At 47.7% G+C, this 13266-nt stretch carries 17 protein-coding genes; 9 read left to right on the top strand and 8 right to left on the bottom strand.

Annotated elements, in window-relative coordinates; genetic code table 11:
• Window positions 1–943, top strand: a 943-nt coding sequence (locus tag RMO27_RS07815; RefSeq protein WP_309731070.1) for an amidohydrolase, incomplete at its 5' end; no start/stop codon positions are given.
• Between the two features lie 4 nt (window positions 944–947).
• Here RMO27_RS07815 and RMO27_RS07810 read toward each other — a convergent pair.
• Window positions 948–1496, bottom strand: a complete 549-nt coding sequence (locus RMO27_RS07810; protein ID WP_309731069.1) for a Uma2 family endonuclease — start codon at window positions 1494–1496, stop codon at window positions 948–950.
• Between the two features lie 37 nt (window positions 1497–1533).
• Between RMO27_RS07810 and RMO27_RS07805 the strand changes: the two genes are divergently transcribed.
• Window positions 1534–2754 carry a hypothetical protein gene (locus RMO27_RS07805; RefSeq protein ID WP_309731068.1) on the top strand — a complete coding sequence of 407 codons (1221 nt, stop codon included), beginning with the start codon at window positions 1534–1536 and terminating at the stop codon, window positions 2752–2754.
• Here RMO27_RS07805 and RMO27_RS07800 read toward each other — a convergent pair.
• Window positions 2751–2873 (bottom strand): hypothetical protein, encoded by a 123-nt coding sequence (locus tag RMO27_RS07800; protein WP_309731067.1) that lies wholly within the window; start codon window positions 2871–2873, stop codon window positions 2751–2753. The genes RMO27_RS07805 and RMO27_RS07800 overlap by 4 nt on opposite strands.
• Before the next feature lie 61 nt (window positions 2874–2934).
• On the opposite strand from RMO27_RS07800, the gene menA reads away from it, so the two are divergent.
• Both menA and RMO27_RS07790 read left to right on the top strand, forming a co-directional pair.
• A complete protein-coding gene (menA, locus tag RMO27_RS07795) occupies window positions 2935–3864 on the top strand; it encodes a 2-carboxy-1,4-naphthoquinone phytyltransferase (RefSeq protein WP_309731066.1) in 930 nt (309 codons plus the stop codon).
• Window positions 3865–3914: 50 nt separating this feature from the next.
• Window positions 3915–4628 (top strand): class I SAM-dependent methyltransferase, encoded by a 714-nt coding sequence (locus RMO27_RS07790; protein WP_309731065.1) that lies wholly within the window; start codon window positions 3915–3917, stop codon window positions 4626–4628.
• Window positions 4629–4636: 8 nt separating this feature from the next.
• Here RMO27_RS07790 and RMO27_RS07785 read toward each other — a convergent pair whose 3' ends face one another.
• Window positions 4637–4978 carry a hypothetical protein gene (locus tag RMO27_RS07785; protein ID WP_309731064.1) on the bottom strand — a complete coding sequence of 114 codons (342 nt, stop codon included), beginning with the start codon at window positions 4976–4978 and terminating at the stop codon, window positions 4637–4639.
• 255 nt (window positions 4979–5233) lie between these two features.
• Between RMO27_RS07785 and RMO27_RS07780 the strand changes: the two genes are divergently transcribed.
• Entirely contained in the window at window positions 5234–5887 is a 654-nt protein-coding gene (locus tag RMO27_RS07780; protein WP_309731063.1) for a sugar transferase, read from the top strand.
• A 55-nt stretch (window positions 5888–5942) separates the two neighbouring features.
• Here the strand turns inward: RMO27_RS07780 and RMO27_RS07775 are convergent, their stop codons facing one another.
• Both RMO27_RS07775 and RMO27_RS07770 read right to left on the bottom strand, forming a co-directional pair.
• The gene (locus tag RMO27_RS07775) at window positions 5943–7184 is read right to left on the bottom strand and encodes a hypothetical protein (protein ID WP_309731062.1); all 1242 of its coding nucleotides are present in this window, start codon (window positions 7182–7184) and stop codon (window positions 5943–5945) included.
• A gap of 185 nt (window positions 7185–7369) precedes the next feature.
• A complete protein-coding gene (locus RMO27_RS07770) occupies window positions 7370–8602 on the bottom strand; it encodes an FGGY-family carbohydrate kinase (protein WP_309731061.1) in 1233 nt (410 codons plus the stop codon).
• Between the two features lie 112 nt (window positions 8603–8714).
• On the opposite strand from RMO27_RS07770, the gene RMO27_RS07765 reads away from it, so the two are divergent.
• Both RMO27_RS07765 and RMO27_RS07760 read left to right on the top strand, forming a co-directional pair.
• On the top strand, window positions 8715–9053 hold the full coding sequence (locus tag RMO27_RS07765; protein WP_309731071.1) for a P-II family nitrogen regulator: 339 nt from the start codon (window positions 8715–8717) through the stop codon (window positions 9051–9053).
• 243 nt (window positions 9054–9296) lie between these two features.
• On the top strand, window positions 9297–9803 hold the full coding sequence (locus tag RMO27_RS07760) for a phosphoribosyltransferase family protein (RefSeq protein ID WP_309731060.1): 507 nt from the start codon (window positions 9297–9299) through the stop codon (window positions 9801–9803).
• Here the strand turns inward: RMO27_RS07760 and murQ are convergent.
• Complete coding sequence (gene murQ / locus RMO27_RS07755) at window positions 9767–10681, bottom strand: N-acetylmuramic acid 6-phosphate etherase (RefSeq protein ID WP_309731059.1); 915 nt, start codon at window positions 10679–10681, stop codon at window positions 9767–9769. The genes RMO27_RS07760 and murQ overlap by 37 nt on opposite strands.
• A gap of 67 nt (window positions 10682–10748) precedes the next feature.
• Complete coding sequence (locus RMO27_RS07750) at window positions 10749–11711, bottom strand: glycosyltransferase family 9 protein (protein WP_309731058.1); 963 nt, start codon at window positions 11709–11711, stop codon at window positions 10749–10751.
• A 57-nt stretch (window positions 11712–11768) separates the two neighbouring features.
• On the opposite strand from RMO27_RS07750, the gene RMO27_RS07745 reads away from it, so the two are divergent.
• Entirely contained in the window at window positions 11769–11900 is a 132-nt protein-coding gene (locus tag RMO27_RS07745; RefSeq protein WP_309731057.1) for a hypothetical protein, read from the top strand.
• Here RMO27_RS07745 and RMO27_RS07740 read toward each other — a convergent pair.
• Entirely contained in the window at window positions 11897–12274 is a 378-nt protein-coding gene (locus RMO27_RS07740) for a LysR family substrate-binding domain-containing protein (RefSeq protein ID WP_309731056.1), read from the bottom strand. The two genes, RMO27_RS07745 and RMO27_RS07740, sit on opposite strands and share 4 nt — an antisense overlap.
• 78 nt (window positions 12275–12352) lie before the next feature.
• Between RMO27_RS07740 and RMO27_RS07735 the strand changes: the two genes are divergently transcribed.
• Window positions 12353–13266, top strand: a 914-nt coding sequence (locus tag RMO27_RS07735; RefSeq protein WP_309731055.1) for a hydantoinase/oxoprolinase N-terminal domain-containing protein, incomplete at its 3' end; no start/stop codon positions are given.

The following is a 13266-nucleotide window of genomic DNA, read 5'->3' as shown; positions in this document are numbered from 1 at the left end:
GGATGCACTACCGATCGTCGAGCGGACGGGATTGCCATTTAGCTCCCAAAATCAAGGGGTAATGCACGCGTGCGGTCATGATGTACATACTACCGTAGGCTTGGGCACGGCGATGATCCTGGCAGAATTGGGGATGGCCTTACCAGGGCGGATGCGGTTTATCTTTCAACCCGCCGAAGAAATCGCCCAGGGTGCTGGCTGGATGGTCGCGGACGGGGTGATGAAGGAGGTGGATAGTATATTCTCCCTCCATGTGTTTCCGTCGATTCCGGCTGGCTCGATCGGGATTAGGTATGGAGCGTTGACAGCCGCCGCCGACGACTTGGAAATCGTGATTATGGGCGAATCTGGGCATGGTGCCAGACCTCACGAAGCGATCGATGCGATCTGGATTGCGTCCCAGGTAATTACGGGGCTGCAACAGGCCATTAGCCGCACTCAGAACCCATTACGCCCGATCGTGTTGACGATCGGCACGATTAGCGGTGGCCGCGCGCCGAATATTATTGCCGATCGGGTGGAATTATCTGGTACGGTGAGATCGCTCCATCCTGAGACTCATGCGACGCTCCCGGCGTGGATCGAGCAGATTGTCACGGATATTTGTCGGACTTATGGTGCCAAATGCCAGGTTAATTACCAGCGCGGTGTACCTTCCGTGCAGAATGATATTGCCTTGACGCAGATCCTCGAATCATCTGCTAGAGCCGCCTGGGGCAACGATCGAGTCCAAATCTTACCAGAACCCTCGCTCGGGGCTGAGGACTTCTCTGTGTACTTACAACATGCCCCTGGGACGATGTTTCGATTGGGTGTCGGTACCCAAGATGCCAAGAATCATCCGCTCCATCATCCCCAATTTATGGTAGATGAATCGGCAATTATTACTGGGGTCGTGACGATGGCCTATACTGCCTATCAGTATTGGCAACAGCCGCGATAAGTTGCTATCGAAATAAACGGGAGATCTCGATCGATAGATCGGGAAAAGCTAGTGGTGAAATATTACCGCCGTTGAGACTAATTTCGGTGCGATACTCATTGGCGGTGAAGTTTCTAAATACCTTTAACTCGGAGGTTTGCAAGTTCATCACCCAATATTCGGTGATACCCGCCTGGGCATAAAGCTCTCGTTTGACACCTAAATCGTTGACGAGAGTTGTATTCGCAATCTCAACAAGCCAAAATATATCATCTGGAGCCGGATGACGACTTTGATATCGAGTATCGGGAGTTTTTAAAACAGCGATGTCTGGTTCCGGTTCCGAGTCATTGGGTAAACTAATTGGATGCGCCTCACTAATTTCGGCTCGCTCTCCCAAGATCGTGCGGAGATATTTTGCCGTACTCCTACAGCAAAAGGCATGGGCGATCCCTTCTGGCACCATCTGAATAATTGCTCCATTAATCAACTCTACCGATCGATCGTCTAACAATCCGGTTTCAATCATCTTGTGATAGTCATCGACACTCCACTTAGCAGCGATAAGAGTCATTAGTTTTCTTCCAAATCACCATACCAATTGTAACCATATGGGTCTGACGCTGGCACAAATCGATCGATTATTACTGGAGTGGCAGCAAAAGGGTGATGCGGCCAATCAAAATTTATTAGATTTATATGATTTGTCTGCCTATCAACGGTTGAGTGGCGTGGGCAATCCACCGACTAATGTTACTGGCATTACCCAGCAACAAGCAAGCACAGCCTTGACCGCGATCGAGCGGTTATTTGAATACTTAGAATTGTTCAATCAGCAACTCGACCGAGCGCGGCAGTTCCGCCGAGAGTTACCATCTTTATTTATTAACGATAGTCAATTACAAGCGATCGAGCATTTATTAGTGGGATCTTCGATCGAATTACCCCAGATCCAAATTCCACTGGCTCAACGAGATTTACTCGGTGCTAGTCAGCAGGACAGAACGATTGCGCTGGATGAATTAATGGCGCGAATGACGATCGCCTTTGCAATTGCTAGGGATACATTTGTGGCGGTAGAAACGGCCTGGACGGAGTTAGAATCCAAGTTAATCGGTACGCATCGATCGCTCGTCGAACTGCAACAATTAGCCAATACATTACAATTGGCTGCGCCCCCATTATTAGTGACGGCTCAAGCTGATTTTGCCAATCTGCAACTAGAGATCGATCGCGATCCTTTAGCTGTGAATTTAGCATTTGGACGCGATCTAACGCCGTTAATTAATGATGTCCGGCAAGAATTAGAAACACTTGCCCACCAACGCCAGCAGTTGCAGGCTGATTTTGCGACAGCTCCCCAATTACTCGCGCAATTGACCCAATTGAATCGCGACTCGATCGCCGCTGAGGCCGAAAGTCAGGCAAAAATTAGGCACAATTTACCAAGGAGCGCGCCATTACCCGCTGAGGAGCTAGCCGAATTAGAACGGTGGCTGGCGCGGTTAATTGCCAAATTTGAGTCGGGGCTAATTCCCCCCGTGCGGGTGGGTTTGACCAATTGGCTAGCTAAAGTGCGGGCTTATACGCAGGCGGCAGAATTGGCACTTGTCGCGAATCGATCGCCGTTAGATACCCGCCAGGAGTTACGGGGACGATTGGATGCCCTCTCAGCCAAGGCTCTGGCCAAAGGCAAGGTCGAAGATCCGGTGTTGACGGATTTGAGTGCTCAGGCGCGGGCAGCACTCTACGCTAGCCCTACAGACCTCACCCTGGCGATCGAGTTGGTGCGCAAGTATGATCGACGCTTGCAGCAAATATTGACGTGTTAATTTTCTTGGCGATTGAGAATTTGGGAATTGGCGATCGTGCTATAGCTAGTTAGATATGAATTGCTGTCTCCGGCTCGGTGCTCTTGATCGAGAATCTGGTGGCGATCGAAAATTACCATTAGGTAATTCGAGTGCGGGCAAATTGTAAATCTTATTTAATTTTTAGATTTTATTTTAATTATGACTACATTTGAATCGGTTAACCCACCGAAGTCTAAGCTTTGGTTGGCAGCGATCAAACCGCCAATGTATACAGTGGCAATTATCCCGATTACGGTCGGTTCGGCAGTTGCTTATGCTCAGAATCGATCTGAGTTGTCGCGACTAGGTACGAGTTTCGATCTCCATGTTTTTTTGACGTTTCTATTGTCAGCGATCGCGATTATTGCCTGGTTGAATATTAGTAACGATGTGTATGATAGCGATACGGGCATCGATATTAATAAAGCTGAGTCAGTAGTGAATTTGACTGGCAATCGCAACTTGATGTTGTGGTTGGGCAACTTATTTTTAGGTTCGGGTCTGGTGGGGATTGCCACGATCTCTTGGTGGCAGCAAGATCTGACGGTAGTTGCGCTAGTGATGTTGAGTTGTTTTTTGGGATATACCTACCAAGGGCCACCCTTCCGGTTGGGATATCAAGGTTTGGGCGAAATCATTTGTACGATTTGTTTTGGACCATTGGCGATGAGTGCGGCTTATTATAGTCAAACTCACAGTTGGTCGATCGCCAATTTAATAGCTTCGCTGATTATTGGTATTTCTACCAGTTTAATTCTATTTTGCTCGCATTTTCATCAAGTCAAGGACGATCTAGCAGCGGGTAAGTTATCCCCGATCGTCAGAATGGGTACGAGAATGGGTGCGGAGGTGTTGACCTGGAGTACGGCGAGTATTTATCTATTGACAGCAATTGGTGTCATCAGCAAGCTCTTTCCTGTCGCGACACTATTAATATTTTTGAGTTTACCATTAGCGATTAAATTAACTAAATTCGTTTGCGAATACCACTCGATCCCCGAACTCATTCGGACTTGTAAATATCTAGCCGTTCGACTGCATTTTGTCAGTGGACTGTTGTTGGCTTTGGGATTTTATGTATCTCTCTAACTTGCTAATTTAGATACGACGATCGATTTGGATAGATATACTAATAGGTAATGACGATCGATATGTATAGTAACCTCAAATTGCAGCAACCAGATTGGTCGAGTGAAATCGATCGAGTCAAGCAAAGATTCGATCGCGAATTCAAGCAAGAAGCCTTCGATCTGCCTGCGGAAGTCGAAGCAATGCCGATCTTTAGAGAATGGATCGGCCACAATCTGGCCGCGAAGATTACCTCGCCATTCTGGGAATTAGCCGGATTTCAAAAGAATCATCGCTGCTTGGATATCGGCTGCGGGGTGAGCTTTTTGATCTACAATTGGCGCGAGTGGGAAACATATTTCTACGGGCAAGAAGTCAGCACGGTAGCGCGCGCCGCGCTCAATTCACGCGGTTCGCAACTAAATTCCAAATTATTTAAAGGCGTCCAAGCTGGAGCCGCCCATCAATTACAGTATGAGAACGATACATTCGATCGGGCGATCGCGACGGGATTTAGTTGTTATTATCCGCCTGAATACTGGAAATTAGTGTTGCAAGAAGTCAAACGCGTCTTGAAACCAAATGGGGTATTTATCTTCGATGCGATCGATCCAGATACCGAACTTGCCGAAAATTGGGCAATTTTAGAAACATATCTAGGTGCTGAGGTATTTTTATCCCCATTGACCGAATTTACCGAGCTAGTCAAAGAAGTTGGCGGTCGTGTGACATCGACCAAATCTGGCGAGTTATTTCAGATGTATCGCGTCAGTTTTGAGGCTTAAATTAACTGCTAAAATTGGACTTTGACATACAACCATTTGGCAATCAGTTGGGGACAATTTTTGATAAACCATCGCCAAGCGAAGATTTTGGCGACTGGCTTCGATCTTTTGCCGATAAATTTGGCGATCGCATTGAAAGGGCGAAAGCGGACTTTTTTATTAATTAAATTGACATGACCGATATCATATAAGCAATCAATGATTAATTTTATCGTTGCTTCTTCTCTGGCCATCAACCCGGTGAGCAAAATTAGGATCTCACGAACGCGATCTGCTTCGAGCTGACTCCGGGCGGATGTCGTCGCTAAGTTGGTAACTGGTTGACTGGGGACGGAAATAATTTTATTCACGATGAGATTTAGATATTCGAGTTAGGGATAGGCATATCGATCGCCAAGAATCGCTGTTGAGACGGATAATGGGAATAGATGGTCTCGGCAGTGTATAAACTATAAAGGGTATAGAGCATAGCACGACCTTTGACTAGATCGGGATCTCCAAAAATTTTGGCGCTTTAGTAAGGTAGAGGCAATTGATGGGAAAAATAGAGATTAGTTAGGGCTATCTCGATCGCTCTAGCAATAACTACCGGCAAGAGATCCAACATGGCAGCAAAAACATCTGTACAGAAGTTACTTACTTATTTTAGTCGCAGTCTAAAAGTAATCGGCGATCGATCGATGGCCGCACTATTACTGATCTTATTTTCACCGATCCTCCTGACCGTGGCAATCATTCTCTTGGTGCGGATGGGTAACCCGATTGTGTTCACCCAAGCCCGCCCTGGCAAAGATAGCCGAATTTTTACCGTATACAAGTTTCGCACGATGACTAGCGATTGCGATGCTGAGGGCAAATTGCTCTCTGATGAGCAACGGTTGATTCCATTGGGGCAATTCTTGCGCAAAGCTAGTTTAGACGAGCTGCCGCAACTTGTAAATGTACTATTGGGCGATATGAGTTTTGTCGGCCCTCGTCCCCTATTGGTGAGATATCTAGAACGCTACAGTCCCGAACAAGCGCGTCGTCACGACGTGCTCCCAGGTATTACCGGCTGGGCGCAAGTAAATGGCCGCAATGCCCTCACCTGGGATGAAAAATTTAGGCTCGATCTCTGGTACGTGGACAATTGGAGTTTATGGTTAGATGTGAAGATTTTGTTCTTGACGGTCAAGAAAGTTTTCAGACAAGAAGGCATCAGTCAGAATACCGATGTCGTCGGGATGCCCGAATTTATGGGTAACAACGATAAATCATAGTCAAAATGCCATGACAATCGATCAATTGTGCTGGCTGTTCGATCGTTCACCCGACTTATTCCAAGCGTTTAAACTCCTGCGATAGCGCATCTTCTTCGGTGGTATAGATAATATCTCGATCGGTAATCCGATACTGTTTGGCAAATTGCTGGGCGTAGTCTAATTTTGCTTGGACTTCACCATTTTGCTGCAATAAATTGGCTTGTTGATGGCGAAAATGATTGCGCTGGCGGACTTGACGATCCTGCGCTTTGACCCAAAAATAGCGACAGGAGGGAATAATAACTAATCCTGCCCCATACAGAGCTAAGATGACGAGCGCGCCAACAATCCAACTGCTCACTAATCCTTTGAGCAATAAGGCGAGCACCCCAATCCCAACGAGATTAGCCGCAAATAACGCGATCGACCAATTAGTCTGTTCCGGCGTAGCTTTGGTAAATTTCCACTTGCGTTCGCGTAAAGATTTTGGCACCCGACTCGATCGATCTGGGGCATCTTTTAATGTCGTTTGCAGATCGGGAAAATGATAAACTAATTGCCCCGTCGGACTCACTTCGGGAATCCCATTAAACTTCGTTAATACTGGCAACATATAGTTCTCATATTCGCGATCGTAGCCTTGGCCAAGATCGTCTAAATAAGGGGCAATTTGTTCGGCAATAGCAACTCCCCGCTGACGGTGAATCAGATTGCCAATATAACTCCAACGCCGCTGTTCGAGGTCGGTATTGGGATTGCCGTCGCCAAATAATACTGAAAATACTGCTTCTAAAAAATTCAGCGGTTTGCGCTGGGTTTTGGCGCGAATCGGTTCGAGTTGAGAAGTGGCCGTTGATGTGGGCAAATTAGCGGAATTACTGCTAGTCCCACCCCAATCAAAAATCCCCAAAACACAATTATCATCACCACAGTCACCACCACCTTCACTGCTGAAGATGGCTGATAACGCGATCGCTAAGATCGTCAGATAGACGACACTAATTGAGGTAATTAAAAATATCCCAAATGAGATCTTAACTAGATAGAAACCTACAGCAGAGAATCGATCTAGCCAAGCCTTCAGTTGTAATTTGACAGATTTGCGGAGTAAAATCCGCCTAAAATCTGGAGATAATACATAAATCACTTCTCCCGTATCGGTGACTTGGAGGTGCCCTCCAGTTTGATTTGCCAAAGCCAGCAGCCCCGAACGCGCTGCTTCGATGCGTATCCCCGTCTGGGTTGCCACATCCCCACAAGTCACTCTATATCCGAGCTGTTCTACCGCCGTCATCAATTGAGGATTGGCATTCATACTATGGTTCCTAAATATATCCACTCGTTGGCATCGCCGCACCGCAAGGTAATCGCGATGGTGGTATCGATCCAATCCTGGGATGTTCGAGATGATTGAATTTACGCTCCCTGCTAAAATTCTAGCTATAATTCCGGCTAGTTGACACTTTCACTTTCTACTCACAACATCAACGCCATTAACCATTACTGGCCGCGTTGCGCCAATAGTGCCGTACCATAGGCAGCTTCCTGATGCTGGGAAATCGAGATCGGGACGGGCAAATACCGCTGTCGAATCTTTGTCCAGGTGGGATTGTTCGCGCCGCCGCCAGCCGTCTGAATTGAGGTTAGTGGTGTTGCACCCAATTCGGCTAAGAGTTGATAACCATGCGCTTCGATTTTGGCAATACCTGTGAGTAAACCATGTAAAAAATCCCTGTCGCGATCGGGTCGCGGCGTGAGTCGCGGTGGTAAATTAGGATCGTTAATCGGAAAGCGATCGCCTGGAGTGAGTAAGGGATAATAGTCGAGTTCGCTGGGCAGATCGGGATCGATTTCTTGACTCAGGCTGACTAATTCGGCATCGCTGAAAAAATGGCGCAGTACCGCACCGCCAGTATTGGAAGCCCCACCTACCAACCACAAATCGCCCCAGCGATGGCTGTAAATTCCATACCGCACATCCTCAACGCGCGTCTGACTCAGGAGCTTGATTACTAGTGTCGAACCCAACGATGTCACCGCCGAGCCAGGAGTGCTAGCCGTGCTGGCGATAAAAGCAGCGATACTATCTGTCGTACCTGCACATATGACACAATCAGCCGCCAAACCCAACTCTAGGGCAACTTGCGGTAACACCTTCCCAATGTGCGTGCCAGGTGCCAAAACTTGGGGTAATAACGGGCGATAAGGGTGGCAATCGAGCCAATTGGGATAACCCAAGGATTCGACGTCATAGCCTAGTTTCAGGGCATTGTGATAGTCACTAAAGCCCAGTTTGCCATGGAGCTGAGCTACCAACCAATCAGCTTGATGGAGAAAATACCGCGATCGATCGAGGATCTCTGGTTGCGCCGCCAACCAGCACAACTTCGCGAGACTAGACGTAGCACTCAGCACTAGATGTCCTGCTGGGACGAATGCTTTCAACCGTTCCAATTCCGTTTTACCGCGATCGTCGTTGTATAAAATGGGCGCACCGACAATCTGGCCACTAGCATCGCAGCATAACACCGTGGAGGAAGTCCCATCGATCGCGATCCGATCTACCCGTGACTTAATTTCCGGCGGGACTTCCCGAATCAATGCAAATAAAGTCTCCCGCCAAGTCCCCACCGACAGCGCGCTAGTGCCCCACCACAGCACATTACGATCGGTATCGATCGCTACTAATCTTGCCCCTGATGTGCCAAAATCTATACCCAGCGAGACTGTCATATTTTTATTTTGTAGCCAAAGTTACATGTTTGGCTGGTCTAACAATGATACAAAATGTCAAGTTGGTGCAGCTCAAAATAGTATTGAAACACACATTCAGGAGTTACTGAAATTGAAAAAGATCGTAGCAATTATTCGCCCTTTCAAACTAGATGAAGTCAAAATCGCCCTCGTCAATGCTGGCATTGTCGGGATGACGGTATCCGAAGTGAGGGGATTTGGCAGACAAAAGGGTCAAACCGAACGCTATCGCGGCTCAGAGTACACCGTAGAATTTCTCCAAAAGCTCAAAGTCGAAGTCGTGATCGAGGATACCCAAGTTGACATGGTCGTCGATAAGATTATCGCTGCCGCACGGACTGGTGAGATTGGTGATGGCAAAATTTTTGTCAGCCCAGTCGAACAAGTCATTCGGATTCGGACGGGTGAGAAAAATATCGAAGCTGTCTAAAGTTTCGGCGATTTCCAGTCTCGATCTAGAGCTATAGCGTCAATCTTCAGACCGTTCTATTTGCAGTCCAGCCGAGTCTTAAACCTCGGCTTTTTAGTTCTAAAAATTGACAGTAGTAAATTTTTCATCAATAAAATCTGACTGACTAGCTTCAAACTATTTCAATTTATTGATCGGTTATTTCAGAATATGGTGACGATCGAAATAACTACTATTCACTATCCACTATCCACTCTTGTAATTATGTACGACTTAGATGTGTCCTGGGATGAATATCACCACTCGATCGAGCAATTAGCTGAAAATATTTTTCAATCACAGTGGGAATTCGATCGGATTGTTTGTTTGGCTAGAGGCGGCATGAGAGTCGGAGATATTTTGTCGAGGATCTTTAATAAACCTTTAGCAATTTTGGCGACCAGTTCCTATGGTGGCGAAGATCGACAAACACGCAGCAAACTAGCGATCGCTAGTCAAATTACCATGACTGACAATCGGATGGGCAAACGCGTGCTCTTAGTTGATGACTTAGTAGATTCTGGCGTTACACTCCAACAAACTACGATCTGGTTGCGCGATCTCTATCCAGAAATTGAGGATCTAAAAACAGCAGTAATCTGGTACAAAGCCTGTTCTCAATATATCCCAGAATATTACGTTACTCATCTCCCCCATAATCCGTGGATTCACCAACCCTTCGAGAAATACGATCGCTATAAACTATCGACCGCCGCACGTAATTGCCCGTGATTTTGCGTGAGGATTGTTTCGGCTTGAGATCGATCGACTTGTGTCCAATGCATCAATAACGCAACTTTCACCGAGCGACCGCTAGCTGCGAGTAACTCACTAGCCGCACTCCGATCTAATTGCGTCAAATCTTGAATCATCTGCAACGCTCGATCGAGTAACTTGGTATTAGTGACCGCTACATCTACCATCCTGTTGCCATAGACTTTGCCCAATTTGACCATCGACCCAGTCGAGAGAATATTCAAAGCCATCTTCGTCACTGTGCCTGATTTGAGCCGCGTCGAACCCGATAAAATCTCTGGGCCGACTGGCAAGCGAATCTCGATATCGGCACTGCTGGCGACTTGATTGGCGGGCACGCAGGCAATAAATACCGTCTTGGCACCGCGTTGTTTAGCAGACTCGATCGCGCCATGTACGTAGGGTGTCGTCCCACCAGCAGTAATGCCGACGACCACATCATGTTTGCCAATATCGTTATCAGCCATCGCCTGTGCGCCATCGCTGGCAATATCTTCCAAGCCTTCCGAACTCTTCACCAACGCCCCAGCACCACCCGCCAGAATCCCTTGCACTAGCTCTGGCGGCGTACAAAAAGTGGGGGGACACTCCGCCGCATCCAGTACACCTAACCTGCCACTAGTACCCGCACCGATATAAAATAAGCGTCCGCCTTGACGCAGCGAGTCGGCAATGGTATCGATCGCGGCAGCTAATTCCGCTCTTGCACCCGCGATCGCGTTGAGAGTATTTACGTCTTCTTGGTTGAATAAATCTACTAATTCCAGCGTACTGAGTCGATCTAGATTGGCACTATTGACATTTACCTGTTCGGTTAATAGATGTCCGCGTGTATTCAGGTTTTCTGTCGTCATCGTTTCAATTAATTAGGATGGGCTGGCGGTCTGAACTAGTTGCTAGTTGTGACCTTATCGACCAAATTCAACCTTTCCAGATTTTCTCTAGAATATCCGAGGGTGGAATATCGGCGATCTTGCCAGTCCGCGATTTGACGGCGATCGCGCGACCGTTGTCAGGTAATAATTTCGCTGGATCGGAGGGGCCAAATAAAGCGATCGTATACGTACCGACGGCTACAGCCAGATGCATCGGGCCACTATTGGTACATAACATCAGATTGGCACCGGCAATTGTGGCGGCGAGTTTGCCGATATCTGGGGGACTAATTACTTTTAGAGCTGGGCAAAGTGCCAGTAGTGCTTCGATAAAATCGCCATCATCGGGGCCTTGAATGACCGCGACGGGGATATTAGGTTGCCGAGTTTGCAAGTCTTTGACGATCTGCTGCCACTGTTTGACCGGATAAATACGATCGATCCCCAGAGTGCGATCCGGCTTAGTTTCGCCCCCATGAATCAGGACATAACCACTATCTTTGATGCCCAGTCGTTGCAGTTCGGCCTCTGCCCAGTCGAGATCGGCTGTGGGAACATTGATGCTCACAGCCGGACAAGGGTCGGTTATATCCAAACCCCCGACCAGATCGTGAAACATCTGCGCGGCATATTGGTTGAGATTGAGCGAGACAGGATTGGAGAGAAATAATTTACTCGCACCAACATCAAAACCAATGCGGACGGGGATGCCTGTCAACCAGAGCAGCAATCCGACCCCAAACCGTCGCCCCAAGGACATCGCCACATCGTACTCGCTATCGCGGATGATACCCAAAAGATTGCCCCAGTCAGCGGGGCCATTAACATCTTTGAAATCAAAGGGAATAACTTTGTGGACAGATTTGGAAACACGGTATGCGGAAGTCGATCGAGGTTCGACAACTACGTCAATTTCTGCGTCTGGGTAACGTCCTTTGAGATTATCGATCGTGGGGAAGAACAGGATTTGGTCGCCAATTCCACCAGGGACAAGAGCCAGGATACGCATTTGTACTCAAGTTACTGCTGTATTTACGATCGATTTTAGCAGGAATAGGTTGTGGTTGTGAGGTATTTGAAATCGTTCTTCATCTCACCAGCAGAGAAGATTTCATCATCTTCGATCGTTCACGATCGAAAGATCGGGACAAATATCGATCGGATCGCCCAACCTAATATTGACTCTACTTACTCCTAAAAATGTAGAATTAACTTTTCAGTAGCAAGATCGTCGATCGAAATTGCCGATCGATCGCTGAGTGGGTGGGCTGCTGGCAAGGCCACAATTAGGGATTCTGTCAAAATTGGTAATATGTCTAAGCAATTATCTGGTGTTGCTAGATCGGACATCGCTTCAAAGCCAATATTCAAGCGACACTCGCGCAACTCCTGAATTCGATCCTCAGCGGTCAGTTCGCGCAGTTCTAATTCTACGTCTGGAAAGCGATCGCAGAATGTTCGCAAAATATCCGGCAGCAACATATTGGAAATCGAACTGGCAATACCAATCGATAAAGATCCAATCTCGCCCCGATGTGCGCGTTGCGCTCTGGTAATAGCTCGATCGAGCATTGTGACCGCTAAACTTGTATCTTCGAGGAAAACCCGACCTTATTGTTGTAAGCAATCAAGATAGGAGTCTGCATCTACATGACTAATCGAGACAATCGCTGGCAATTTTGGATCGATCGTGGTGGTACTTTTACAGATATCGTCGCCCAGCATCCCGATGGCGAAATCCTGATTCACAAATTGCTATCTGAAAATCCCGATCAATACGCAGATGCCGCAATTCAAGGGATTCGCGAGATCTTGGGCTTGAATACTGAAGCACCAATGCCAGTCGAGACGATCGCATGTATCAAAATGGGCACTACCGTCGCTACTAATGCGCTCTTGGAACGTGCTGGCGATCGAACATTACTGATGATTACCAAGGGCTTCGGCGATGCATTACGGATTGGCTACCAACATCGCCCCCAGATTTTTGCACGAGAAATCCTTCTCCCAGCCATGCTTTACGATCGAGTAGTAGAAGTCACCGAACGCCATACCGCACAAGGCGAAGAATTAATCCCAGTCCAGATTGATGACGCATTAACGCAATCTCTCCAAACTGCTTATGAAGACGGGATTCGATCGTGTGCGATCGTCTTTTTACATGGTTATCGTTACCACACTCATGAACTGCAAGTAGCCGAACTCGCGCGAGAAATTGGCTTCACCCAAATTTCCCTCTCCCACCAAGACAGTCCCCTCATCAAACTCGTCAGTCGCGGTGACACCACCGTCGTCGATGCCTACCTCTCCCCCATTCTCCGCCGATACGTCGATTCATTCTCCCATCAACTAACACCCAGTCCACCCGTCTCCCAGTCTCCCAGTCCCCTCGTCCCCCAGTCCCCCGCTCTACTCTTCATGCAATCCAACGGCGGATTGACAAGTGCCCAAAATTTCCAGGGCAAAGACAGCATTTTGTCAGGCCCTGCGGGGGGCATCGTCGGGGCGGTGAAAACTAGTACGATGGCTGGATTTACCAAAATCATCGGCTTTGATATGGGCGG

It is taken from the genome of Chamaesiphon sp. OTE_75_metabat_556 (assembly GCF_031378165.1).
In the GTDB taxonomy this organism is placed as follows: domain Bacteria; phylum Cyanobacteriota; class Cyanobacteriia; order Cyanobacteriales; family Chamaesiphonaceae; genus Chamaesiphon.
Note: the sequence above shows the minus strand (reverse complement) of the source record. Positions and strands in the feature narration are given on the sequence as shown.